The sequence below is a fragment of the Streptomyces sp. NBC_00299 genome, from assembly GCF_036173045.1.
Classification (GTDB): Bacteria; Actinomycetota; Actinomycetes; order Streptomycetales; family Streptomycetaceae; genus Streptomyces; species Streptomyces machairae.
On record NZ_CP108039.1, the window covers coordinates 1,615,964 to 1,639,754 of the forward strand.

Below are 23,791 nucleotides of genomic sequence, written 5' to 3' on the forward strand. Positions count from 1 at the left end.
CGATCCCCCGATCCCGTCCCCCGTTCCCCCCGCCCGGCGGGGGTGGACACTCAGTGTAGGAACCTCGCAGCGATTTGTGACGGGTCTGTGAAAACGTGGTGGGATCGTTTTCCGGCCAGCCAGACGGTGGCGAAGTCCACCGCCGCGCCGAGCGGGAACAGCCGGGCGTGGGCGGCCCCGACCCGACCGCCGCGCACGACCGGGTCGGGCCGGGCCGCGTCCGCTTTTTCGAAGTCGGCACCCAGCGCACCGAAGTCGCTGTCGTCCAGGTCGATGTCCTCGTATTCGATCCAGCGGTGTCCCCCGTCGCGCCGGACCACGCAGCGATAGGTCCGCCGGGGCGGCTCGGGGACCCGGTACTCGCCGAGGTGGAAGGCGCTGCACACCTCGAAGCCGACGCCCAGCAGCAGCACTTGGGCACCGGCGGCGTACAACCGGCCCAGCGGTGAGCGTTCGCCCAGGTGACAGTTCTCGTCGTGCACGGCCAGCAGGTCTCCGGCCCGCGCGCCCACGGCGGCGAAGGAGGTCTGCGGATGCGCGCTGCGCACCCGCCCCTCGGCGCACCGCACGGCCTCGGCCAGCCGCCCCATGCCCTCGGAGGGCGTCCCGTCGGGATCGAAGGGTGGCATCCGGCTTCGCAGTGCCCGGATTTGATCGGTCGTCATGTTCCGGGTGCGGTCCCGGTACGCCGGTGAGGTGTCGGAGTTGCCTGCGGTGAACGTCGGCACGACGAGCGTGCCCTCGGGGCCGAGGACGGTACGCAGTGCGGCCAGGACGGCGCCCGGTCCGGCCTCGACCCGGCGCAGGGAGGCGTGGACCAGCAGGGTGGCCCCGTGCTCCACGCCCAGTACCGCGAGGTCCTCGGCGATCTGACCGCCGGCGCCGTCGTTGGCGTTCACAGGCACCGCCCGATGCCGTCGACGAACCGCCGGCCGAGCCCGGTCAGCGATGGGGCGGCCGTGAGCTCCGCCCACTGCACGTGCGTACGACGCGCCCCCTCGGCGTCCGGGCACAGGGCGTCGGTCGCGGCGCGGGCGTAGGTGTCGGCGAGCAGCGCGCCGGTGCGGGCGTCGGACTCGTCGTACAGGTCGCACGCGTCGAGCAGCGCGTCGAGCAGACCGAGCCGGAATCCACGGACCAGGTCCACGGCGACGCGCTCCGGGTCCGGGTCGAGATGGACACCCAGCGCGCTGAACCCTCCGCCGGGCACGAAGTGTTCGGGATCCGGCGGGGCGGCGAGCGGAGTGATCAAGCGGACGCCCTCGGCCATGCCGGCGGCGACGGCCGGCACGGCCTTGCGGATCAACGCCCAGGCCTGCGGCAGCACATGACGCCAGAGCTCGGTCTCCGCGTCCGTCAGCCGCCCACCGGCCGGGGTGCCGTAGCAATCGCGATGGGGATCGACGTCGTCCAGGGCTGCGTCGAGCCCGTCGGCCCGGACCCGAGGCAGCGGCTCCCAGTCCGGACCGGCGAGGCGCTGCCCCGTCAACTCGACCCACTCCGCGCCGAGTTGGGTGCGCACACTGCCGAGCCCGGGAAGATGGGCGAAGCCGTCACGCACCGGCACCTTCACCTGCTCGACCGCCCGGGCGGGCAGCGCCACGGCGGCCACGAGTGAGGCCAGGTGGTCGGGCGAGGTGGCCTCGTCGAGGCAGCGCACGGCCCAGGTGCGGGTGTACGGGTGGGACAGGAGCGGCTCCAGCAGAGCGCCGTCGCGCCGCCCCAGGTCGAGGGCGAGCTGCCAGGACCGGGCCCACAGCTCGCCCGCCCGCGACCCGACCTCCTGATGCACGGCGGTCAGCAGCCCGCGGGTGACATCCTGCCGCACCTGGGCCAACTCCCGTACGCCGGCGCCCTCGTCGCTGCCGTCGGCCAGGGCGTCGAGGCTTTCGATCGGGCGGGTCGCGCTCGCGCCGGTGCGGGCGTCGATGGAGAGGATCAGCTCCTTCAGGTCCGCGCAGAAGACGGACGGGTTGCCGAATCCGGTGCCGTCGGACCGGTAGCGATGGGCGAACAGCCCGCCGCCGCAGGAGCGCACCACGGGGCAGGCGCGGCACTGGTCGCTCAGGTCGTCGAGGCCGTGCTGCCGGGCGGCGATGCCGGGATGGCCGGCCACCTCGTCGAGGGTGTGCCGGTAGACGTCCTTGCCGGTGACCGGTGCCCCGTCGTACGCGGTCTTCAGCGAGTCCGCCTGCTCGTAGGTGCCGTCGGTCTCGACCACGACGACGTCGGCGGCCTCCAGTCCCATCGCCTCGGTCAGGCTGGGGCCACCGCCGAGGGTGCTGACGACCGAGTCGAACAGCCGCACCGGCATCGGACGCCCCTGCTCGCTCCAGCGGTCGTGGATGGCGAGGAGCCAGTCGGCGTACGGGGTGTCGGTGCCGGTGGGGCGCAGGGGAGGTTCGTCCCAGGTGGCGTGCGGCAGGAGGAAGTCGATGCGCGGGGGGCGCAGTGCGGCCAGGGCGTCGTAGACGGCGACGGGGTCGTTGCGCACGTCGATGGTGCACAGGATGCCCGCGTAGAGGTGGCGGTAGCGGTCCTGGTCGAGCAGGGCGAGCGCGCGGAGGACCTTGTCGTGGCTGCTGCGGCCGTTGGCGAAGAGCCGGTGGCGGTCGTTTGCGGCTCGGTCGCCGTCGAGGGAGACACCGACCCGGACGCCGTACTCGGCGAAGAGGTCGAGGTGGCGCTCGCCCAGCTGAACGGCGTTGGTGTGGATGCGCAGATCGAGGGCGCAGATGCCGTGCAGTGCGGTGGTCAGCGCCTCACAGACGGCCCGTAAGCGTGCGGGCCCTGCAAGCAGCGGCTCGCCTCCGTGCAGGATGACCTGCACGGAGGCGAGCTGGTGTTTCTTGGCATGCTCCGCCAGCCGAAGGGCGGTCCAGGAGATCGTTTCCTGTGAGATCACCCTGGGTCGCGAACTCCAGCTCTGGTCGGCGTGCTCGTAGATGTAGCAGTGCCGGCAGGCGAGATCGCATCTGCTGTGCACTTTCAGCACGAGCTGCCGCAGCGGGACGGTCGGACCGGTCATGACGGAGTATGCGGTGTCCTCAGATGGACGACTGGAAGGTAACCGTTCCCCCCCTGCGCGTCTGCTCGGACGAGCGAGCGCGACGTACGCCTCGGACGCTCTTCGGGTCGTGCGGAGCGTCGAGACCCAGCGCGGTGGTGTGAGCTTCGGCAGCCGAGGGACGAGCCTTGGTACCGGCAGTGGCTCTGGTTGGAACGGTCACGGTATTCCCTGATCAGGAGGGGATTGTGGGTGAGTGAGTGGTCACTCTGGCAGCACGTTACAGCCGCGGGGTCGCCAGTACCCCGCTGATGACCAAACTATGCACCCGACTGGGGGATATCGGTACCGCTTCGGGGTAACGAAACACCTCAGCTGTAGAACCGGGACAGACTCGTCAGTACCGCCGCCGGCTTGGTCCCGCCCTCGATCTCTATCGTGCCGTCCACGGCGATCTGTACACCGCCCGGTACCTCCTGCACCTCCGCCAGCTTACCGACGAGTCGGATCCGCGACCCGACTTTCACCGGAGACGGGAAACGCACCTTGTTCAGGCCGTAGTTGACCTTCGTCGTCGCCCCCTGCACGTCCAACAGCTCGGTGAACAAAGGGATGAAGAGGGAGAGCGTCAGATATCCGTGCGCGATGGGCGCGCCGAAAGGCCCCTCCGCCGCCCTCTCCGGGTCGACGTGAATCCACTGGTGGTCGCCCGTGGCGTCGGCGAAGGTGTTGACGCGGTCCTGGGTGATCTCGATCCACTCGCTGGTGCCGAGGTCGCTGCCGGCCAGCTTCTTCAGTTCGTCGAGGCCGTTCACGGTGAGGGTCATGCGGTTCCTTCACTCTTGCCGTACCGGGTACGGACACGGGACTTGAGGAGCTTTCCGGAGGCGGTGCGCGGGAGTTCGGCCGCGAGGACCACCGACTTCGGGATCTTGTACTTGGCGAGCCGGCCGGACAGGGAGGCCAGTACCTCGTCGGGGTCGACGGTGGCGCCCTCGCGGGGCACGACGACCGCGCGCGGTACCTCGCCCCACTTGTCGTCCGGCACCCCGATCACCGCGCACTCGACGATGTCGGGGTGGGCGAGGAGCAGGTCCTCGATCTCGGCGGGGTAGATGTTCTCGCCGCCGGAGATGATCATGTCCTTGATGCGGTCGACGATGAAGACGTAGCCGTCCTCGTCGGTGCGGGCCGCGTCCCCGCTGCGGAACCAGCCGTCCGCGAAGGAGGCGGCCGTCTCCTCCGGCAACCCCCAGTAGCCGGGCATGACATGGGGCCCGCGGACCACGACCTCGCCGGTCTCGCCGACGTCGACGGGGGCGAGGTCCGGCCCAACGACGCGTACGTCGCTGAAGAAGTGCGGCACGCCCGCCGAACCGGCCTTCGTGACCGCGTGCTCGGCGTCCAGGAACAGGGTTCCGGGCGCGGCCTCCGTCATGCCGTAGCCCTGGAGGAAGGCCAGGCCGCGTTCCTGGTACGCGGCGATGAGCGGCGTCGGCACGGGGGAGCCGCCGCAGGTCAGGATGCGCAGGGACGACAGGTCCGCGTCGGGCCAGCGCGGGTGCCTGGCCACCTGGTCGAACATGGTCGGCACGCCGAACATGAAGGTGATGCGGTGCCGTTCGATCAGGTCGAAGGTGGTGTCCGGGTCGAAGGCCTCGACCAGGACGCAGGTGCCGCCCTTGAGGAGCACGGGCAGGGTCAGCATGTTCAGGCCCGCCGTGTGGAACAACGGGGCACAGACCAGGGCGCGTTCGTCGGCGATCAGGTCGGTGTCGACGAGGACGTTGAGCGCGTTCCAGGTGATGTTGCCGTGGGTGAGCATCGCGCCCTTGGGGCGGCCGGTGGTCCCCGAGGTGTACATGATGATGCAGGTGTCGTCGGGGGTGACGGGCGCGTCGATCGGTTCCTCGGACGCCGACGCGAGCGCCTCCTCGTATTCGGGGCCCAGTTCGACGTAGGTGCGGACGTCGGTGCTGCCCGGGAGTCCTGCGACCAGACCGGTGTGCGACGGGCCGTAGACCAGGGCCTTGGCGCCGGAGTCGGCGAGCTGGTACGCGATCTCGGGGCCTGCCAGGCGGGTGTTGAGGGGGACGAAGACCGCGCCCAGCGTGCCCGCCGCGAACAGGGTCTCCAGATAGGAGGGGTGGTTCGGGCCGAGGTAGGCGATGCGGTCGCCGCGGCGGATGCCGCGGTCGCGCAGCGCGTGGGCGAGGCGGGTCGTGCGCGTGTGCAGGGTGCGGTAGTCCGTGGACGTCCCGCCGTGGATCAGGGCGGTGCGGTGCGGGGTCTTGCGGGCCCGGCGTGCGGGCCATGACCCCAGTCCCTCGTTGCGCATGTCACGCCCCTTACGGTTTCGTCAGCCCGAGCAGCCGGGCGGCGTTCTCCTTGAGGATCCTCGGCTTGACCTCGTCCTTGATCGACAGCTTCTCGAAGTCGGCGAGCCAGCGGTCGGGGGTGAGGACGGGGAAGTCGGAGCCGAAGAGGACCTTGTCCTTCAGCAGTGTGTTGGCGTACTGCACCAGCTGCGGCGGGAAGTACTTCGGCGACCAGCCGGACAGGTCGATGTGCACGCCCGGCTTGTGGGTGGCCACCGCGAGGGCCTCGTCCTGCCAGGGGAAGGACGGGTGGGCGAGGATGATCTTCAGGTGGGGGAAGTCGGCCGCCACGTCGTCCACGTGGAGGGGGTTGGAGTACTTGAGGCGGATGCCGCCCCCGCCGGGCACTCCGGCGCCGATGCCCGTCTGGCCGGTGTGGAAGAGGGCGATCGTGCCGGTCTCCTCGATCACCTCGTAGAGGTCGTACACCACCGAGCGGTCGTTGGGGAAGAAGCCCTGGATGCTCGGGTGGAACTTGAAGCCCTTCACCCCGTACTCCTCGACCAGGCGGCGGGCCTGCTTGACGCCCGCCTTGCCACGGAAGGGGTCGATGGACGCGAAGGGGATGAGGACGTCGGCGTTGGCCGCGGCCGCCTCGGCGACCTCCTCGTTCGGGACGGGCGGCGTGCCCGTCGCGGACTCTGCGTCGACCGTGAAGATCACGGCGGCCATCTTCCGCTCGCGGTAGTAGGCGGCCGTCTCCTCCAGGGTCGGCTTCCGCTTGCCCTCGACCTTGAAGTAGGCCGAGGAGGCGTCGTGCAGGTCGTCGTCCAGGGAGGAGTGGCCCTTGGAGGAGACCTCCGCATGGGTGTGGACGTCGATCGCGACCAGCTCGTCGGGATTCATGGAGGGGGCCATCACGCCTCCGGGAACTTGGGCGCCGGAATGCCGACCGACTGGAGTTCGGCGCCGACCGAGCCGGGCCAGACGTCGGCCAGGGTGTCAGGGGTCCAGCCGCCGTCCGCGTACGCCGCGGCGATCTCCTGCGGATGCGACCAGAGTGCCACCTTGTCCCCGCCGATGCCGATGGCCTGGCCCGTGATGCCGCGGGCGGCCTCGGAGGCGAGGAACGGGACGAGGGCGGCGCAGTCCTCGGGGGTGCCGAAGCCCTCGCCCTTGCGCAGGAAGTCGGGGAACGGCTCGCCGTTCCGCATCGCCTCGATGTACGGGGAGAAGGCGGGGATGGTCTCGGTCATGGCGGTCGCGGCGACCGGCACGATCGCGTTGACGGTGATGTTCGCGCGGCCCAGCTCCATCGACCAGGTGCGGGCCATGGCGGCGATGCCTGCCTTGGCAGCGGCGTAGTTCGTCTGCCCGAAGTTGCCGCGCTGCCCGGCCGGGGAACCGACCAGGATCAGGGTGCCGCCCTCGCCCTGCTCGCGCATGCGGACGGCGGCGGCGCGGGCGCAGGTGAAGGTGCCCTTGAGGTGGGTGGTGACCACCGCGTCGAAGTCGTCGTCGGTCATCTTCCACAGGACCTTGTCGCGCAGGATGCCCGCGTTGGTCACCAGGACGTCGAGCCGCCCGAACTCCTCGACGGCACGGTTCACCAGCCGCTGGGCCGCCTCGGTCGTGCCGACCGGGACGACCTCGGCGACGGCGGTGCCGCCGGCCTCGGTGATGGACTTCACGGCCGCCTCGGCCACGGCCTCGTCGACGTCGTTGACGACCACGGAGGCGCCGTGGGCGGCCAGGGCGTGGGCGTAGGCGAGGCCGAGGCCCCGGCCGCTGCCGGTGACGACGGCGGCCTTGCCGGTGAGATCGATGCTGGGCACGGGCGGTTCCTTCCGGATGGAGGTTCGGGTGGGGTGCGAGTGGGGTGCGACTTCGAGGTCGAAGGCATGTCGAAAGCAGTGCGAGATCGAAGGTAAGAACAATAGTTGTCGACGTCAATAGTTGTTGGCGACTCATCCTTGCGTCATGCTGGGGGCTGTACGTACGCCCGCCCCCTCACCCGGGGCCTCGACCAGGGAGCCCGCCATCGCCAGCCGGCCGACCACGAACCCCGCACCGATCGACGCCGACGAGCCCTGGATGCGCGGACTGCACGCCGACACGGGCTATCTGCTGTACCGCCTCGGCCTGCGCTCCGGTCAGCTCTTCAACTCCTTCCTCCAGGAGTCGGGCCTGCGCCTGCGCCACTACGCGGTCCTGCGGTTCCTCGCCACCACGCCGGGGGCGCTCCAGCGCGAGCTGAGCGCGTCGCTCGGCTACGACCCGAGCGCGATCGTCGGCCTGGTCGACGACCTGGAGAAGCTGGGCTTCGCCGAGCGGCGCCCTTCCCCCGACGACCGCCGCAGCCGGATCATCGTGCTGACCGAAGGCGGCCGGGCGTTCCTGCGCGACACCGACGAGGCCGGGCAGCGCGTCACCAACGAGCTGGTCCAGCCCCTCGACCCCGCCGAGCGTGAGCAGCTGCACGCGTTGCTGCAGAGGGTCAGCGAGTCAGGACTGGGGTGACGAATTGCCGATGACCGCCGACGCCGTACCGTCCTTCTCGGTCAAGGGGACGCGTTCCGCGCCCGACCGCCTGCTGTCCGTGCTCGGGGCCTTCGACCTCGAGCATCCGGCGCTGTGTCTGACGGACATCAGCCGACGGGCCGGGCTGAGCCTGACCACCGCGCACCGGCTCGTGACCGCGCTCAGCGAGTGGGGCGCCCTGGAGCGGGACGAATCCGGTCTCTACCACGTCGGTCTGCGGCTGTGGGAGCTCGCGGCACTCGCGCCGCGCGGCCCGGCACTGCGGCAGATCGCGCTGCCGTACTTGGAGGACCTGTACGAAGCCACGCACGAGAACGTGCAGTTGGCGGTCCAGGACGGGCCCGAGGTCGTCTACATCGAGTGGCTGTCGGGACGCTCCGCGGTCGGCGTCCACATTCGCGTCGGGGCCCGCTGGCCGCTGCACGCCACCGGGGTCGGCCTCGCGCTGCTCGCGCACAGCGAGCCGGAGTTCCAGGACGAGTACCTCGCCGGGCCGCTCACCTCCTTCACGCCGTACACCATCACCGACCCCGCCCGGCTGCGCCGCATGCTGGCCGACGTGCGCCGCACCGGGGTGGCCGTGAGCAGCCGCCAGGTCACCGACGACGCCCTGTCGGTCGCCGCACCGATCCGCGGCCCGGGCGGCACGATCGCCGCAGCCGTGTCCGTGGTCGTGCCCCAGGCCGACGCACAGGTTCCGATACTGGTGCCGGCGGTACGGCTGGCGGCGCGGGGGATCTCGCGGGCGTTGGGGTGGCAGCCCGAGACGGGGGCGTAGCGGCCGCGGGGCGAGGGGGGCGTAGGGGTCGCGGGGCGAGGGGGGCGTAGAGGTCGCGGGGCGGGGCGGCGGATATCCCTCTCGCCGGTGAGTACGAGGCGTGAGGTCGCTCGACTCTCCATGGACCACGAGCTGTTCATCCTGGCCCGGATGCGCGAGGCGAGGGAGCACCCCCCGGCACCCGAGCCGTCCCTGCCGACGAACGCCTGAGTCACACCGCAGCCCCGGCACTACAGGCGGACGGTCATCTCCACGCTCACCTCGTCACCGGCCCCGATCCCCTGCGGCTTGCGTACCGCGTTCCTGAGCGGCAGCAGATAGCCGCCGTCCTTGGGGAAGAGGGACGTCTCGAAGGCGACCTCGCCGATCCGGGCCTCGACCGGGATGACGCCCCAGCCGTACGTGGCCATCGCGGCCACCTCGCGGATGTCAGCGGATTCCTCGTCCGGCACCCTCAGGAAGTAGTACGGCGCCGGGCCGCGCCATTCGATGACCCGGCCGGTGAAGACGAGTTCCACGGAGTCAGTCCCTCTCCTCTTGAGCGGCCGAGGACGGCCATTCCCGCATTCAAAGGGTGAACTCGACTGTGACGGAAGGGTTCTCTGGCAGGAACCGGCGGAGCGTCACAGGTCTGCCCGAAACGCCGCCGGCGTCAGCTCCGTGTGCTGATGGAAGAACTTGGAGAAGTTCGCGGCGTCCGGAAAACCGACGGCCGCCCCGATCCGCCCGATCGGCATGTCCGTGTGGGCCAGAAGCCGCTTCGCCTCCAGGACCACGCGCTTGTCGATGAAGCCCTTGGGCGTCTCCCCGGTGGCGGCGCGGACCGCGCGGACGAGGGTGCGGCGGGAGTACCCGAGCTGGTCGGCGTAGGCGCTGACGCTGTGGTTGGTGGCGAAGCCCCGCTCCACCGCGTCCCGGAAGAGCGTGAACGTCGTGTCGGCCTGTCGGCGCGCGGCCTCCGCCGAGCTCGCGGCGAGGTGTGCCAGGCGCAGGAGGAACGCCGTGAGCGAGTGCCGCAGGACCGACGTGTGCAGGCTCAGGGGGAGGGTCGTCGTGTCCTCGTACTCGCGCTGGAGTTGGGCGAGGGCCGAACGGAGGCCGGTGAGCTGGGCCTCGTCGGGGTGGAGCAGAGGCGGAAGGTCGTAGCGGTACAGGCCGGTGGCCTCGACCGTGGCGCGGGGCAGGAAGCCCGGCTGCATGGTCAGGACGGTGCCGCGGTAGGCGCCGGCCGTCGAGAAGCGGTGGACCTGCCCGGGGCGGATCCACAGCAGATCGCCGGCCTGCGCCTCGTACTCGGCGAAGTCGATCATGTGGTGTACGGGGCCCTCGTCGAACAGCATCACGACGTGGAAGTCGATGCGGTGCACCCGCTCCAGCGGTGCGTCGGCGGCGTGCCAGGTGCGGCCGGTGCCCATGGGGCCGACCTGCATGCCGACGCCGAGGACGCTCAGATCGACGGGGAACGGAAACGTCCGTATCGCGTCGCCGCCTTGAACCCCTGTGTCCACCATGCCCGCCATGTCCGTCTCGTGCTGTCTCAGCCGTGCGGGCCCCTCGCTCAGCCGTGCGCCGTACCCGTCGCGGTGTCCCACTTTCACCACAGCCTGACACACCTCGACCTTCCCTCGTAAAAGTCAGACTTTTAGTTTTGAAGGCGTTGGACCAGCCACTTCGCTCCGATCGAGGACTTTTTGAAGATGAGCACGCAGACACCGGACAGCTTCGAATGGACCGAACTCGACCGGCGTGCCGTCGACACCGCCCGTCTTTTGGCGGCGGATGCCGTGCAGCGAGTCGGTAACGGCCACCCGGGCACCGCCATGAGCCTCGCCCCGGCCGCGTACACGATCTTTCAGAAGGTGATGCGTCACGACCCCGCCGACCCCGAGTGGACCGGCCGGGACCGTTTCGTGCTCTCCCCCGGCCACACCTCGCTGACCCTCTACACCCAGCTCTTCCTCGCCGGGTACGAGCTGGAGCTTGACGACCTCAAGTCCTTCCGGACCCAGGGTTCGAAGACGCCGGGTCACCCCGAGTACGGGCACACGGCCGGCGTCGAGACGACGACCGGCCCGCTGGGTCAGGGTGTCGCCAACGCGGTCGGCATGGCGATGGCCGCCCGCTTCGAGCGCGGTCTGTTCGATCCCGAGGCGCCCGAGGGCGAGTCCCCGTTCGACCACACCATCTGGGCGATCGTCTCCGACGGTGACCTGGAGGAGGGCGTCTCCGCCGAGGCCTCCTCCCTCGCCGGCCACCAGAAGCTCGGCAACCTGGTCTTCCTCTACGACGACAACCACATCTCCATCGAGGGCGACACGGCGACCGCCTTCTCCGAGGACGTGCTGAAGCGGTACGAGGCGTACGGCTGGCACGTGCAGCGGATCGAGCCGGAGCTGGGCGGCGACATCGACGTCCACGCGCTGTACGCGGCGCTCAGGGCGGCGCAGGCCGAGACCGAGCGTCCCTCGATCATCGCGATGCGCACGGTCATCGCCTGGCCCGCCCCGAACGCGCAGAACACCGAGGCCTCCCACGGCTCGGCGCTGGGCGCGGACGAGATCGCCGCCACCAAGCGCATCCTCGGCTTCGACCCCGGGCAGTCCTTCGAGGTCGCGGAGGAAGTCCTCGCCCACGCCCGGCGCGCCCTCGACCGGGGCGCCGAGGGGCACGCGGCCTGGGACAAGCAGCTCGGGACGTGGCGCGCCGCCAACCCCGAGCGCGCCCAGCTGTTCGACCGGATCGTCGCCGGTCAGCTGCCCGAGGGCTGGGAGTCCTCGATCCCGGTCTTCGAGGAGGGCAAGTCGGTCGCCACCCGCGCCGCCTCCGGCAAGGTGCTCCAGGCCGTCGGCGCCGTCGTCCCCGAGCTGTGGGGCGGCTCGGCCGACCTGGCCGGCTCGAACAACACGACCATCGACAAGACGAGTTCGTTCCTGCCGAAGGGCAACCCGCTGCCCGAGGCCGACCCCTACGGCCGTACGGTCCACTTCGGCATCCGCGAGTTCTCGATGGCCGCGGAGATGAACGGCATCGCGCTGCACGGCAACACCCGTATCTACGGCGGCACCTTCCTGGTGTTCTCGGACTACATGCGCAACGCCGTCCGCATGTCGGCCCTGATGCAGCTGCCGGTGACGTACGTCTGGACGCACGACTCGATCGGCCTCGGCGAGGACGGACCCACCCACCAGCCGGTCGAGCACCTGGCATCGCTGCGCGCCATCCCGGGCCTGAACATCGTCCGCCCCGCCGACGCCAACGAGACCGCCATCGCCTGGGCCGAGATCCTCAGGCGGCACTCCACCAGCCCGGCCCCGCACGGGCTCGCCCTCACCCGCCAGGGGGTGCCGACGTACGCACCCAACTCCGATGCGGCGAAGGGCGGTTATGTGCTGGAGGAGTCCTCCACCGAGACGCCCGAGGTGATCCTCGTCGCCACCGGCTCCGAGGTCCAGCTCGCCGTCGCCGCGCGGGAGCGGTTGGAGGCCGACGGGATCGGTACCCGTGTCGTCTCGATGCCGTCCGTCGAGTGGTTCGAGGAGCAGCCCCGTGAGTACCGCGAGAGTGTCCTGCCGCCGGCCGTGAAGGCGCGGGTCGCCGTCGAGGCCGGGATCGGGCTCACCTGGTACCGGCTCGTCGGCGACGCGGGACGCATCGTCTCCCTGGAGCACTTCGGTGCCTCCGCCGACGCGAAGACCCTGTTCGCCGAGTACGGCTTCACCCCCGAGAACGTCGCCGCCGCAGCCAGGGAATCGCTGGCCGCCGCGCGTGGTTGATCCGACCGCCAGAAAGAAGATGAACACTGTGAGCACCGAAGCAACCGCTACCGCGGGAGCCCTCAAGCGCCTTGCCGACGAAGGCGTCTCGATCTGGCTGGACGACCTGTCGCGCAAGCGGATCGAGTCGGGCAACCTCGCCGATCTGATCGCGAACAAGAACGTCGTGGGCGTCACCACCAACCCGTCCATCTTCCAGGCCGCCATCGGCTCCGGTGAGGGCTACGAGGAACAGCTCGCCGACCTCGCGGTGCGGGGCGTCACGGTCGACGAGGCCGTGCGCATGATGACGACCGCCGACGTCCGTGCCGCCGCCGACATCCTGCGGCCCGTGTACGACGCCACGGAGGGCCGGGACGGCCGGGTGTCCATCGAGGTCGACCCGCGTCTCGCCCACGACACGACGGCCACGATCGCCGAGGCACGGCAGCTCGCCTGGCTGGTCGACCGCCCCAACGTGATGATCAAGATCCCGGCGACCAAGGCCGGGCTGCCCGCCATCACCGAGGTCATCGCCCAGGGCATCAGCGTCAACGTCACGCTGATCTTCTCCCTGGAGCGCTATCGCGAGGTCATGGACGCCTACCTCGCCGGTCTGGAGAAGGCTGCCGCCAAGGGCCTCGACCTCTCCGCCATCCACTCCGTGGCGTCCTTCTTCGTCTCCCGTGTCGACTCCGAGATCGACAAGCGGCTGGCGACGATCGGCACGGACCCGGCCCTCGCGCTCAAGGGCCGGGCGGCGCTCGCCAACGCGCGGCTCGCCTACGAGGCCTACGAGCACGTCTTCTCCGGTGACCGCTGGACCGCCCTCGGCGGTGCCCGGGCCAACAAGCAGCGTCCGCTGTGGGCCTCGACCGGCGTGAAGGACCCGGCGTACAAGGACACCCTGTACGTGGACGATCTGGTCGCGCCCGGCACCGTCAACACCATGCCCGAGGCCACCCTGAACGCCACCGCCGACCACGGCGTGATCACCGGCGACACGGTGAGCGGCGGCTACGCACAGGCCCGTGCCGACCTGGCCGCGGTGGAGGCGCTCGGCATCTCCTACGACGAGGTGGTCACCCGCTTGGAGGACGAGGGCGTCGCCAAGTTCGAGGTGGCGTGGCAGGACCTGTTGGACGCCGTGCAGAAGTCGCTCGGCAGCAAGGGAGCTGACGCAGAATGACCACCGACCGGGACTGGGACTGGGACAACCCCCTGCGCGACCCGCGCGACCGCCGCCTGCCCCGGATCGCGGGCCCGTCCGGGCTCGTCATCTTCGGCGTGACCGGCGATCTGTCCCGCAAGAAGCTGATGCCGGCCGTGTACGACCTCGCCAACCGCGGCATGCTGCCGCCGGGCTTCTCACTCGTCGGGTTCGCCCGCCGGGACTGGGAGGACCAGGACTTCGCGCAGGTCGTGCACGACTCGGTGCGCGAGCACGCCCGTACGGAGTTCCGCGAGGAGGTCTGGCAGCAGCTCGCCGAGGGCATGCGGTTCATCCCGGGTGACTTCGACGACGACGAGGCCTTCAAGCAGCTGCGTCAGACCGTCGACGAGCTGGACACGGCCCGCGGTACGAGCGGCAACTACGCCTTCTACCTCTCCGTACCGCCGAAGTTCTTCCCGAAGGTCGTGCAGCAGCTGAAGAAGCACGGCCTGGCGGACGCGCCGGAGGGGTCCTGGCGGCGGGCGGTCATCGAGAAGCCGTTCGGCCACGACCTCGCGAGCGCCCGCGAGCTGAACGCGATCGTGCACGACGTGTTCGACCCGGAACAGGTCTTCCGGATCGACCACTACCTGGGCAAGGAGACCGTCCAGAACATCCTGGCGCTGCGGTTCGCCAACCAGATGTTCGAGCCGATCTGGAACCGGTCGTATGTCGACCATGTGCAGATCACGATGGCCGAGGACATCGGCATCGGCGGCCGGGCTGGCTACTACGACGGCATCGGCTCGGCGCGCGACGTCATCCAGAACCACCTGCTCCAGCTGATGGCGCTGACCGCGATGGAGGAGCCGGCCTCCTTCGACGCCGGGTCGCTGCTCACCGAGAAGCTGAAGGTGCTCAAGGCCGTCAAGCTGCCGGCGGACCTGGGCAGGCACACCGTGCGCGGGCAGTACGCGGCGAGCTGGCAGGGCGGCGAGCAGGTCGCCGGGTACCTCCAGGAGGACGGCATCGACGCGCGGTCGACGACCGACACGTACGCCGCCGTCAGGCTGAACGTCGACAACCGGCGCTGGGCGGGCGTGCCGTTCTACCTGCGCACCGGCAAGCGGCTCGGGCGGCGGGTCACCGAGATCGCGGTCGTCTTCCAGCGGGCGCCGCACTCGCCGTTCGACTCGACCGCCACCGAGGAACTCGGCCAGAACGCGATCGTGATCCGCGTCCAGCCGGACGAGGGCGTGACGGTGCGGTTCGGCTCCAAGGTGCCGGGCACGTCCATGGAGATCCGGGACGTGACGATGGACTTCGCGTACGGCGAGTCGTTCACGGAGTCCAGCCCGGAGGCCTACGAGCGGCTCATCCTGGATGTCCTCCTTGGTGACGCCAATTTGTTCCCCCGTCACCAGGAAGTGGAAGAGTCCTGGAAGATCCTCGACCCGATCGAGGAGTACTGGGACACACACGGCAAGCCGGCGCAGTACGCGTCCGGGAGCTGGGGACCCGAGGAAGCCGACGAGATGCTCGCACGAGACGGACGGAGCTGGCGCAGGCCATGAAGATCGACCTGAGCGACACCACGGCAAGCAAGATCAACAAGGCGCTGGTGAAGGGCCGCCGCGCGATCGGCACGCCGGCCGTGGGCATGGTCCTGACGATGGTCATCGTCACGGACGAGGAGAACGCCTACGACTCGATCAAGGCGGCCGAGGAGGCCTCCCACGAGCACCCCTCGCGCACCCTGGTGGTCATCAAGCGGCACGCCCGCACCCCGCGCGACCGCACCCGCTCGCACCTGAACGCCGAGGTCCGGGTGGGCGCCGACGCCGGCACCGGCGAGACGGTCGTGCTGCGCATGTACGGCGAAGTGTCCGACCACGCCGACTCGGTGGTGCTGCCGCTGCTGCTGCCGGACGCGCCGGTCGTGGTGTGGTGGCCGGTGGAGGCGCCGGAGAACCCCGCGAAGGATCCGCTGGGGGCGCTGGCACAGCGCCGGATCACCGACCTGTACACCACCGAGAACCCGCAGGCCGATCTGGAGGCCCGCGCGCGCTCCTACGCGCCCGGCGACACCGACCTCGCCTGGACCCGGCTCACCCCGTGGCGCTCCATGCTCGCCGCGGCCCTGGACCAGGCCCGGGTGCCGATCATCTCGGCGGCCGTGGAGGCCGAGGCCGACAACCCGGCCGCCGAACTGCTCGCCCGCTGGCTGGAGGCCCGCCTCCACGTCACCGCCGAGCGGGTCGTCACCGCCGGCCCTGTCGTCACCGGCGTGCGCCTGGGCACCGAGAGCGGCGAGATCGTCATCGACCGCCCCGAGGGCCCGCTGGCCACGCTGACCCTGCCGGACCAGCCGCCGCGCACCCTCGCGCTGAAGGTCCGCACCACCTCCGAACTCATCGCCGAGGAGCTCAGGCGCCTCGACGCGGACGAGATGTACGCCGTCGCCCTGCGGGGCGAGGCCACCAAGGAGACCCCTGACCATGTCTGACCCGCTGTCCGACACACCCCGTCTCACCCAGCGCCCCGAGTGGGCGGCCCTGGAGGACCACCGCGAGGACGCGCTGCAGCGCCCGCGGCTGCGTGAGCTGTTCGCGGCTGACCCCTCCCGCGCGGAGCGGTACGTCGTACGCGTCGGTGATCTGCGCATCGACTACTCCAAGCACCTGATCAACGACGAGACACTCGCCCTGCTCCAGGAACTGGCCGCTGCCACCGACGTGTTCGGGCTGCGCGACGCGATGTTCCGCGGCGAGAGGATCAACGTCACCGAGGACCGTGCGGTGCTGCACACCGCGCTGCGAGTCCCGCGGGACGCGGTGGTCGAGGTGGACGGCGAGAACATCGTGCCCAAGGTGCACGCGGTGCTCGACAGGATGGGCGACTTCGCCGAGCGCGTCCGCTCCGGCGCGTGGACCGGCCACACCGGCCGCCGGATCCGCAACGTCGTCAACATCGGCATCGGCGGCTCCGACCTCGGTCCGGCGATGGCGTACGACGCCCTTCGCCCGTTCACCGCACGGGAGTTGACGTTCCGGTTCGTGTCGAACGTCGACGGCGCGGACCTCCATGAGGCGGTGCGGGACCTGGACCCGGCGGAGACGCTGTTCATCGTCGCGTCCAAGACGTTCACCACGATCGAGACGATCACCAACGCCACGTCGGCCCGTTCCTGGCTGCTGGCCGGGCTCGGCGGCGAGGACAAGGCGGTCGCCAAGCACTTCGTCGCGCTGTCGACCAACGCCGAGAAGGTCACGGACTTTGGCATCGACCCAGACAACATGTTCGAGTTCTGGGACTGGGTCGGCGGCCGCTACTCCTACGACTCGGCCATCGGCCTGTCCCTGATGATCGCCATCGGTCCGGACCGCTTCCGGGAGATGCTCGACGGCTTCCAAACCGTCGACGAGCACTTCCGCACCGCGCCCGCCGAGGCCAACGCCCCATTGATCATGGGTCTGTTGGGCATCTGGTACGGGAACTTCTGCGCCGCCGAGTCCCATGCGGTGCTGCCGTACTCGCACTACCTGTCGAAGTTCACGGCCTATCTCCAGCAGCTGGATATGGAGTCCAACGGCAAGTCGGTGGACCGGGACGGCGAGGTCGTGGGCTGGACGACCGGGCCGGTGGTCTGGGGCACGCCCGGCACCAACGGGCAGCACGCCTACTACCAGCTGATCCACCAGGGCACCCGGCTGATCCCGGCGGACTTCATCGGCTTCGCCCGGCCGGTCGCCGAGCTGAGCGACGAGCTCAAGGCGCAGCACGACCTGTTGATGGCGAACCTGTTCGCGCAGGGGCAGGCGCTCGCCTTCGGCAAGACCGCGGACGAGGTGCGCGCCGAGGGTGTGCCCGAGGAGCAGGTCCCGCACCGCACCTTCCTCGGCAACCACCCCACCACCACGATCCTCGCCCCCGAGCTGACCCCGTCGGTCCTCGGCCAGCTGGTCGCCCTCTACGAGCACAAGGTGTTCGTCCAGGGCGCGGTCTGGAACATCGACTCCTTCGACCAGTGGGGTGTCGAGCTGGGCAAGGTCCTCGCCAAGCGTGTCGAGCCCGCCCTCACCGAAGGTGCCGAGGTCCCCGGTCTCGATCCGTCCACGGCCGCCCTCGTGGCCGCGTACCGCTCGCTCAAGAACGCATCGGACGCGCAGGGCGTCCAGGAAGAAGTGAACTGACATGCAGATCGGTCTTGTTGGTCTCGGCAAGATGGGCGGCAACATGCGCGAGCGTCTGCGCAACGCCGGCCACACCGTCGTCGGCTACGACACCAACCCCGAACTGTCCGACGTCGCGAGCCTGGCCGACCTCGTCGACCAGCTCGACGCGCCGCGCACGGTCTGGGTCATGGTCCCGGCCGGCCGGCCCACCCAGCTCGTGATCGACCAGCTGGGGAGCCTCCTCAAGCCGTACGACACGGTGGTCGACGGGGGAAACTCCCGCTGGACGGACGACGAGCAGCACGCCAAGGAGCTGGCCGCGCACGGCATCGGCTTCGTCGACGCCGGCGTGTCCGGCGGCGTGTGGGGTCTGAAGAACGGCTACGCGCTGATGGTCGGCGGCGAGAAGGAGTACGTCGACCGGCTCAAGCCGATCTTCGAGGCGCTGAAGCCGGAGGGGCCGTACGGCTACGTCCACGCGGGCAAGGTGGGCGCCGGGCACTTCGCGAAGATGGTTCACAACGGCATCGAGTACGCCATGATGCAGGCCTACGCCGAGGGCTGGGAGCTGCTGGAGAAGGTCGAGTCGGTGGACAACGTCCGGGAGGTCTTCCGCTCCTGGCAGGACGGCACGGTCATCCGGTCCTGGCTGCTGGACCTCGCGGTGAACGCCCTCGACGAGGACGAGCACCTGGAGAAGCTGAAGGGCTTCGCGCAGGACTCCGGCGAGGGCCGCTGGACCGTCGAGGCGGCCATCGACCACGCGGTGCCGCTGCCGGCGATCACCACCTCGCTGTTCGCGCGGTTCGCGTCCCGCCAGGACGACTCCCCGCAGATGAAGATGATCGCGGCGCTGCGCAACCAGTTCGGCGGGCACGCCGTCGAGTCGAAGGAGTAGCCCGCCGTGGGGGATCTCTTTCTGGTCCGCCACGGTGAGACGCAGTGGAGCAGGTCGGGACAGCACACCGGCTTCACCGACCTGCCCCTCACTCAGGACGGCGAGGAACAGGCCAAGTCCCTGGCTCCGCTGCTGACCGGCCGGGCCTTCTCACTGGCGCTGTCCAGCCCGCGGCGGCGCGCCGTGCGCACGGCCGAACTGGCGGGCGTGTCGGGGGCCGTACCGGACCCTGATCTGCACGAGTGGGACTACGGCGGCTACGAGGGCGTCACCACGGTCGACATCCACCGCTCCCGCCCCCACTGGTCCCTGTGGACCGACGGCGTGCCGCCCGGACCGGACGGTCACCCCGGTGAGTCACCGGCGGAGGTGGGGGCACGGGCCGACCGGGTGCTGGCCCGGGTGGAGGTGGCGCTGCTGGACGGCGATGTCATCCTCGTGGCGCACGGTCACTTCCTGCGTGTCGTCACGGCCAGGCGACTGGGCCTCGCGCCGGCGGACGGACGGCTGTTCCAGCTGGCGACGGGCACGGTGAGCCGCCTGTCGACGGAGCACGGGCGGCCTGTGATCGCGGAGTGGAATATCAGGGCGTAGGACGACGCATGACCCGGGCCGCATCCGCAGGGGGCGTCAACCCCGCGTTCACTGCGGATGCGGCCCGGTGGGCTTCCTGGGATCCTGGGGTCCCCGTACGCAGTCGTACGAAGGAAGACCTCCGATGGCCGAGTCCGGGCAGCACGAGCAGCGCTACGAACGGTACGAGGGCGGCAGTCCCGAGGCGGAACGCCAGGTGTTCGAGCGGCTGGCGCGTGAACTGATGGACGTGCAGGTCAGGAACCGCCGGGCCGGGGGCGGGGAGGTCACCCGTACCTTCCACGCCAAGGCGCCGCTGGCCGTGGAGAACGCACGGCTGCGCTTCCACGACGACCTCCCGGCAGCCCTGCGGGTGGGGTTCGCCCAGCCGGGCGCCGAGTATCCGGCCACCGTACGGCTGTCCAACGCGAGCGGCATCCGGCAGGGCGACGGCTCGCCGGATCTGCGCGGGGCGGCGGTGCGCGTGCGGGTGTCGCAGGAGGAGAGCCACGATCTGCTGGCGACCAGCCATCCGGTCTCGCACGCCCGCAACGCCCGGGAGTTCGTGGCCTTCGCCAAGGCGATGGCGGGCGCCCGCAGCCCGGTGCAGAAGGCGTTCGGACTGTTCGTGAAGCTGCCGCTCGCCGTGGGGCTCGGCACCGCCAACCGGATGCGGCGCAATGTGCAGGCCGCTGCCCGGCACACCGTCGACTCGCTCGCCCACGAGACGTACTGGAGCCGGGGGGCGATGCTGTGGGGCGACGCGGGGCCGGTGCGGTTCCTGTTCCGTCCCGCGCCGGGCACCCCGCCGGGGCCCGCGCCGGACCGTCAGGACCCGGACTTCCTGCACCGTGAGTTCGCCCGCCGGCTGGCGCGGGGCGACGTCGAGTACGACCTGTGCGTGCAGCGGTTCGTGGACGAGCGGCACACCCCGGTCGAGGACGCGTCGGTGGAATGGCAGGACGGGGTGGCGCCCGCGCTTCCGGTCGCCCGGCTCACCATCCCCGGCCAGGACCTGGACTCCGCCGAGGCACGTGCGATCTCCCGCCGCATCGAGGACCTGAGCTTCAACCCCTGGTACACGACTGAGGAGTTCAGGCCGCTCGGCAACATCAACCGGGCCCGCAAGGCGGCGTACCAGGCATCCAGCGCGCACCGGCTCGGCCTGCGGTTCGTCACCGAGGAGCCGGTCCGCAACAAGGTCCTCGGGCGTCCTGTCGAAGCGGCTTTCGCGCTGCTCAACCAGTACGTGCCCTGGCACCGGCTGCCGACGCGGCTGAGCCTGCTGAACCTCGTGTTCCTGCGCAAGGTGCTGCGCCGGCTGAACCTGATCGACACCGAGCCGCGCGAGGCGCCGCCCCGCGCACAGCCGGTGCCCGAGCCGGTCCCGGAACGGCTGCGCGACGAGCGGTCGTACGACGGGACGTACAACGATCTGTCGGACCCGGGCATGGGCGCCGTCGGCGCGGCCTTCGGCCGCAATCTGGAGCCGGTCTTCCGTCCCGACCTCTTCGACACCCCGAACCCGGTCACGGTCAGCCGCCAACTCCTGTACCGCGAGAGCTTCCTGCCCGCGACCTCGCTGAACGTGCTGGCCGCGGCCTGGATCCAGTTCCAGGTGCACGACTGGGTCAACCACCGGCGCCACCGGCCGGGTGAGCGCAGTGTCGAGGTGCCGTTGCCGCCCGGCAGCGGACCGTGGCACAACACGCCCGGCGGGCCCGGCGAGGACGTGATGCGGTTCGCGGAGAACCAGGGCATCGAGGCGCCGGGCGGCCCGCCGATCCTGTTCGCCAACACCGCCTCGCACTGGTGGGACGGGTCCGAGGTGTACGGCGCCGACGAGCAGACCGCGCGCTTCCTGCGCGAGGCCGAGGGTCGCGCCGAACTCCGCCTGGAGGACGGTCACTTGCCGAACGGCGGCAACGGCGGGATCCCACTGACGGGCTTCAACGACAGCTGGTGGATGGGCCTCAGCGCCATGCACACGCTGTTCGCGCGGGAGCACAACGCGGTGTGTGCCGCGCTGCGCGCCGAGTATCCGAGGATGAGCGAGGAGCGGATCTACCAGAGGGCCCGCCTGATCGTCTCGGCGCTGATCGCGAAGATCCACACCGTGGAGTGGACGCCTGCGATCCTCGCCACCGAGGCGATCGACATCGCCCTGCACACCAACTGGCAGGGCCCGCCCAGGAATTGGCTGAACCAGCTCGGACTGTGGCTGTTCGAGTCGCACTCACTGACCGGCATTCCGAAGACCCTGCCGGACCACCACACCGCGCCGTACTCCCTCACCGAGGACTTCGTCACCGTCTACCGCATGCACCCGTTGATCCCGGACGACTTCGAGCTGCGCGAGCACCAACTCGGGCAGCGTCTGGAGACGGTGGGCTTCCTGGACATCCAGGGCGGCGCGGCCGAGACGCGGATCCGCAAGACGGGGCTCGCGAACGCCCTGTACTCGTTCGGTGTCGCCCATCCCGGAGCGATCACGCTGCACAACTTCCCGCGCTCCCTGCAGCAGTTCGAGCGGGAGGGCGAGATCATCGACCTGTCGGTGGTGGACCTGGTCCGGACCCGGCGGCGCGGGGTCCCGCGCTACAACGACTTCCGGGAAGGGCTGCACAAGCCGCGCCTGCGGTCCTTCGAGGAGCTGACGGAGAACGCCGAGACGCTGGCGCGGCTGAAGGACGTGTACCGCTCGGTCGACGAGATCGACACCGTCGTAGGGCTGTTCGGGGAGAATCCGCCGACGGGGTTCGGCTTCAGCGACACCGCGTTCCGGGTGTTCATCCTGATGGCGAGCCGGCGTCTGCAGTCCGACCGCTTCCTCACCGTCGACTACCGGCCCGAGGTCTACACGCCGCTGGGCATCGACTGGGTGGAGCGGGGCGGCCTGAACTCCGTGATCCTGCGGCACTGCCCGGAGCTTGCGGCACTGCTGCCGTGCGGGGCCAGCGCGTTCGCGCCCTGGCGGGCGGTACGACCGGCGAGTGGCTCTTGAACAAGGCAGTGACTCCTGAACAAGGCAGTGGCTCTTCCTGAACCAGCCAGGTGGAAGCGGGTGAGTTGACAGGTTCGGCGGCCGGCGTCAGAGTCCCGGCTGATGGAGATCAACGATCTGACACCGGCCGAGCGCGCCGTATGGGAGGCCTTTCCCAAAGGCACTGCTGTGGACTTCCGTGGTGCGCAGGACGAGAGTGCTGCCGAGGGCGCCGACTGGGGACCCCAACGGACCGTCCGCGCCACGGTGTTGCGGGCTCTGCTGCTCGACGGCCCGACGGAGAGCGGTGAGGTGGCGGCCCTCAAGGTGGCGGGCGCGCGGATCACCGGTGTGCTGGATCTGCGGTACGCGACGGTGGACAGCATCGTGCGTCTCAGTCACTGCCACTTCGAGGACGTGCCCGATCTGTCCGGCGCCCAGCTGAAGTACCTCAATCTGACCGGGTCCCAGCTGCCCGGTCTGGCGTCCGCGCGGGTTCGGGTCGACGGTGGGCTGCGGCTGATGGGCTGCCGGTTCGGGGGGCCGGTACGGCTCGGCGGGGCCCAGATCGCCGGGGCACTGTATCTGGAGGGGACCGAGGTCACCGCGCCGGAGGGGACCGAGGATCCGGTCCTCCAGCTCCACCAGGTGACCGTCGGGGAGGACCTGTGCGCGACACGGCTGCGCACGCGCGGTGAGATCCGGCTGAACGGCGCCACGATCAGCGGCTCGCTCCGGCTGGAGAACGCCGAGCTCCGTCATCCCGAGGGCTTCGTCCTGAGCGCCGAGGCCCTCGAAGTGGGCGCCAACGTCCTGGGCAGACGCCTGAGCACGCGAGGCCGCATAGACCTGCGGGGCGCCCGCATTCCCGGTCGGCTCGACCTGCTGTACAGCAGCCTGTCCAATCCCGGCGGCACCGCGATGCGGGCGAGCAGCTGTGTCATCGGCGAGGTGTGGCTGCGCGGGGGCACCCCGATGGAAGGCAGGCTCAACCTGCGCCGCTCGCAGGTGGAGCACCTCAACCTGGATCCGGAGATGCTCCCGGACCAGGTCCGCCTCCTCGACCTCACCTACACGTCCCTGACACCGCACGTGTCGCCCGAGCTTCGGCTGCCCATGCTGGAGCGGGACGAGGACACGTTCGACCCGCACGGATACGAGCAGTTGACCGCCGCCTACCGCCGTACCGGCGACGAGGACGGCGCCCGCCTGGTCCAGCTGGCCAAACAGCGCCGCCACCGCACCACGCTCCCCTGGTACGGCCGCCTGTGGGGCCATGTCCAGGACGCCACCGTCGGCTATGGCTTCCGCCCGATGCGCGCGCTGGGCTGGCTGCTGTCCCTGCTCGCCGTCGGCTCCGTCGCGTTCGCGCTGCACACGCCGCCGCCCCTGAAGGCGGACGAGGCACCGCAGTTCAACCCGGTCTTCTACACGCTCGACCTGTTGCTGCCGGTGATCTCCTTCGGGCAGGAACCCGCCTTCGCGCCGAAGGGCGGGCAGCAGGCCCTGGCGTACGTCCTCGTCCTCACCGGCTGGATCCTCGCCACGACGGTCATCGCCGGCGTGACACGGACCGTCAGTCGGCAGTAGGCCACCGCGGTCCCGCCGTCACC

The 23,791-nt window shown here is 70.3% G+C and carries 20 protein-coding genes; 12 read left to right on the plus strand and 8 right to left on the minus strand.

What is annotated here, in order from left to right:
- Positions 1–50: 50 nt before the first annotated feature.
- The 6 genes from OHT51_RS07030 to OHT51_RS07055 all read right to left on the minus strand — a co-directional run bounded on the left by OHT51_RS07030 (position 51) and on the right by OHT51_RS07055 (position 7,160).
- On the minus strand, positions 51–905 hold the full coding sequence (locus OHT51_RS07030) for an aminoglycoside N(3)-acetyltransferase (protein WP_328878027.1): 855 nt from the start codon (positions 903–905) through the stop codon (positions 51–53).
- On the minus strand, positions 896–3,028 hold the full coding sequence (locus OHT51_RS07035; protein ID WP_328878028.1) for an FxsB family cyclophane-forming radical SAM/SPASM peptide maturase: 2,133 nt from the start codon (positions 3,026–3,028) through the stop codon (positions 896–898). Before OHT51_RS07035 ends, OHT51_RS07030 begins: the two co-directional genes overlap by 10 nt.
- Positions 3,029–3,378: 350 nt before the next feature.
- Entirely contained in the window at positions 3,379–3,834 is a 456-nt protein-coding gene (locus OHT51_RS07040; protein WP_328878029.1) for a MaoC family dehydratase, read from the minus strand.
- Complete coding sequence (locus OHT51_RS07045; protein WP_328878030.1) at positions 3,831–5,345, minus strand: acyl-CoA synthetase; 1,515 nt, start codon at positions 5,343–5,345, stop codon at positions 3,831–3,833. Before OHT51_RS07045 ends, OHT51_RS07040 begins: the two co-directional genes overlap by 4 nt.
- A gap of 10 nt (positions 5,346–5,355) precedes the next feature.
- The gene (locus tag OHT51_RS07050) at positions 5,356–6,231 is read right to left on the minus strand and encodes an amidohydrolase family protein (protein WP_328884261.1); all 876 of its coding nucleotides are present in this window, start codon (positions 6,229–6,231) and stop codon (positions 5,356–5,358) included.
- 11 nt (positions 6,232–6,242) lie between these two features.
- Positions 6,243–7,160: an SDR family NAD(P)-dependent oxidoreductase gene (locus tag OHT51_RS07055; RefSeq protein ID WP_328878031.1), complete on the minus strand. Its 918-nt coding sequence runs from the start codon at positions 7,158–7,160 to the stop codon at positions 6,243–6,245.
- 145 nt (positions 7,161–7,305) lie between these two features.
- On the opposite strand from OHT51_RS07055, the gene OHT51_RS07060 reads away from it, so the two are divergent.
- The 3 genes from OHT51_RS07060 to OHT51_RS07070 all read left to right on the plus strand — a co-directional run bounded on the left by OHT51_RS07060 (position 7,306) and on the right by OHT51_RS07070 (position 8,854).
- Positions 7,306–7,845, plus strand: coding sequence for a MarR family winged helix-turn-helix transcriptional regulator (locus OHT51_RS07060; protein WP_328878032.1), 540 nt, complete (start codon positions 7,306–7,308; stop codon positions 7,843–7,845).
- A 10-nt stretch (positions 7,846–7,855) separates the two neighbouring features.
- Positions 7,856–8,644, plus strand: coding sequence for an IclR family transcriptional regulator (locus OHT51_RS07065; RefSeq protein WP_328878033.1), 789 nt, complete (start codon positions 7,856–7,858; stop codon positions 8,642–8,644).
- An 87-nt stretch (positions 8,645–8,731) separates the two neighbouring features.
- The gene (locus OHT51_RS07070) at positions 8,732–8,854 is read left to right on the plus strand and encodes a hypothetical protein (RefSeq protein ID WP_328878034.1); all 123 of its coding nucleotides are present in this window, start codon (positions 8,732–8,734) and stop codon (positions 8,852–8,854) included.
- 20 nt (positions 8,855–8,874) lie between these two features.
- On the opposite strand, the gene OHT51_RS07075 is transcribed toward OHT51_RS07070, so the two are convergent.
- Together OHT51_RS07075 and OHT51_RS07080 are read right to left on the minus strand one after the other, a co-directional pair.
- Complete coding sequence (locus OHT51_RS07075) at positions 8,875–9,162, minus strand: DUF1905 domain-containing protein (RefSeq protein ID WP_328878035.1); 288 nt, start codon at positions 9,160–9,162, stop codon at positions 8,875–8,877.
- Between the two features lie 105 nt (positions 9,163–9,267).
- The gene (locus OHT51_RS07080; RefSeq protein ID WP_328884262.1) at positions 9,268–10,155 is read right to left on the minus strand and encodes a helix-turn-helix transcriptional regulator; all 888 of its coding nucleotides are present in this window, start codon (positions 10,153–10,155) and stop codon (positions 9,268–9,270) included.
- 186 nt (positions 10,156–10,341) lie between these two features.
- Between OHT51_RS07080 and tkt the strand changes: the two genes are divergently transcribed.
- The 9 genes from tkt to OHT51_RS07125 all read left to right on the plus strand — a co-directional run bounded on the left by tkt (position 10,342) and on the right by OHT51_RS07125 (position 23,768).
- A complete protein-coding gene (gene tkt / locus OHT51_RS07085) occupies positions 10,342–12,417 on the plus strand; it encodes a transketolase (protein ID WP_328878036.1) in 2,076 nt (691 codons plus the stop codon).
- 19 nt (positions 12,418–12,436) lie between these two features.
- Positions 12,437–13,585, plus strand: coding sequence for a transaldolase (gene tal / locus OHT51_RS07090; protein ID WP_328878037.1), 1,149 nt, complete (start codon positions 12,437–12,439; stop codon positions 13,583–13,585).
- Complete coding sequence (zwf, locus tag OHT51_RS07095; RefSeq protein ID WP_328878038.1) at positions 13,582–15,123, plus strand: glucose-6-phosphate dehydrogenase; 1,542 nt, start codon at positions 13,582–13,584, stop codon at positions 15,121–15,123. The genes tal and zwf overlap by 4 nt, the downstream gene beginning before the upstream one ends.
- Positions 15,120–16,055, plus strand: a complete 936-nt coding sequence (opcA, locus tag OHT51_RS07100) for a glucose-6-phosphate dehydrogenase assembly protein OpcA (protein WP_328878039.1) — start codon at positions 15,120–15,122, stop codon at positions 16,053–16,055. The genes zwf and opcA overlap by 4 nt, the downstream gene beginning before the upstream one ends.
- Positions 16,056–16,059: 4 nt before the next feature.
- Positions 16,060–17,742: a glucose-6-phosphate isomerase gene (pgi, locus tag OHT51_RS07105; protein ID WP_328884263.1), complete on the plus strand. Its 1,683-nt coding sequence runs from the start codon at positions 16,060–16,062 to the stop codon at positions 17,740–17,742.
- Position 17,743: 1 nt separating this feature from the next.
- The gene (gene gnd, locus OHT51_RS07110) at positions 17,744–18,622 is read left to right on the plus strand and encodes a phosphogluconate dehydrogenase (NAD(+)-dependent, decarboxylating) (RefSeq protein WP_328878040.1); all 879 of its coding nucleotides are present in this window, start codon (positions 17,744–17,746) and stop codon (positions 18,620–18,622) included.
- Positions 18,623–18,628: 6 nt separating this feature from the next.
- On the plus strand, positions 18,629–19,216 hold the full coding sequence (locus OHT51_RS07115) for a histidine phosphatase family protein (RefSeq protein ID WP_328878041.1): 588 nt from the start codon (positions 18,629–18,631) through the stop codon (positions 19,214–19,216).
- Between the two features lie 124 nt (positions 19,217–19,340).
- The gene (locus OHT51_RS07120; RefSeq protein ID WP_328878042.1) at positions 19,341–22,199 is read left to right on the plus strand and encodes a peroxidase family protein; all 2,859 of its coding nucleotides are present in this window, start codon (positions 19,341–19,343) and stop codon (positions 22,197–22,199) included.
- 102 nt (positions 22,200–22,301) lie between these two features.
- Complete coding sequence (locus tag OHT51_RS07125; protein ID WP_328878043.1) at positions 22,302–23,768, plus strand: membrane-associated oxidoreductase; 1,467 nt, start codon at positions 22,302–22,304, stop codon at positions 23,766–23,768.
- Positions 23,769–23,791 lie beyond the last annotated feature (23 nt).

What these genes read in the sequence shown, in the direction of transcription:
- OHT51_RS07060 (WP_328878032.1), top strand. Translation starts at nt 7,306, where the DNA reads ATGCTGGGGGCTGTACGTACGCCCGCCCCCTCACCCGGGGCCTCGACC.
- OHT51_RS07080 (WP_328884262.1), bottom strand. Translation starts at nt 10,155, where the DNA reads ATGGTGGACACAGGGGTTCAAGGCGGCGACGCGATACGGACGTTTCCG.
- zwf (WP_328878038.1), top strand. Translation starts at nt 13,582, where the DNA reads ATGACCACCGACCGGGACTGGGACTGGGACAACCCCCTGCGCGACCCG.
- tal (WP_328878037.1), top strand. Translation starts at nt 12,437, where the DNA reads ATGAACACTGTGAGCACCGAAGCAACCGCTACCGCGGGAGCCCTCAAG.
- gnd (WP_328878040.1), top strand. Translation starts at nt 17,744, where the DNA reads ATGCAGATCGGTCTTGTTGGTCTCGGCAAGATGGGCGGCAACATGCGC.
- OHT51_RS07035 (WP_328878028.1), bottom strand. Translation starts at nt 3,028, where the DNA reads ATGACCGGTCCGACCGTCCCGCTGCGGCAGCTCGTGCTGAAAGTGCAC.
- OHT51_RS07120 (WP_328878042.1), top strand. Translation starts at nt 19,341, where the DNA reads ATGGCCGAGTCCGGGCAGCACGAGCAGCGCTACGAACGGTACGAGGGC.
- OHT51_RS07065 (WP_328878033.1), top strand. Translation starts at nt 7,856, where the DNA reads ATGACCGCCGACGCCGTACCGTCCTTCTCGGTCAAGGGGACGCGTTCC.
- OHT51_RS07040 (WP_328878029.1), bottom strand. Translation starts at nt 3,834, where the DNA reads ATGACCCTCACCGTGAACGGCCTCGACGAACTGAAGAAGCTGGCCGGC.
- OHT51_RS07050 (WP_328884261.1), bottom strand. Translation starts at nt 6,231, where the DNA reads ATGAATCCCGACGAGCTGGTCGCGATCGACGTCCACACCCATGCGGAG.
- OHT51_RS07125 (WP_328878043.1), top strand. Translation starts at nt 22,302, where the DNA reads ATGGAGATCAACGATCTGACACCGGCCGAGCGCGCCGTATGGGAGGCC.
- opcA (WP_328878039.1), top strand. Translation starts at nt 15,120, where the DNA reads ATGAAGATCGACCTGAGCGACACCACGGCAAGCAAGATCAACAAGGCG.
- OHT51_RS07045 (WP_328878030.1), bottom strand. Translation starts at nt 5,345, where the DNA reads ATGCGCAACGAGGGACTGGGGTCATGGCCCGCACGCCGGGCCCGCAAG.
- tkt (WP_328878036.1), top strand. Translation starts at nt 10,342, where the DNA reads ATGAGCACGCAGACACCGGACAGCTTCGAATGGACCGAACTCGACCGG.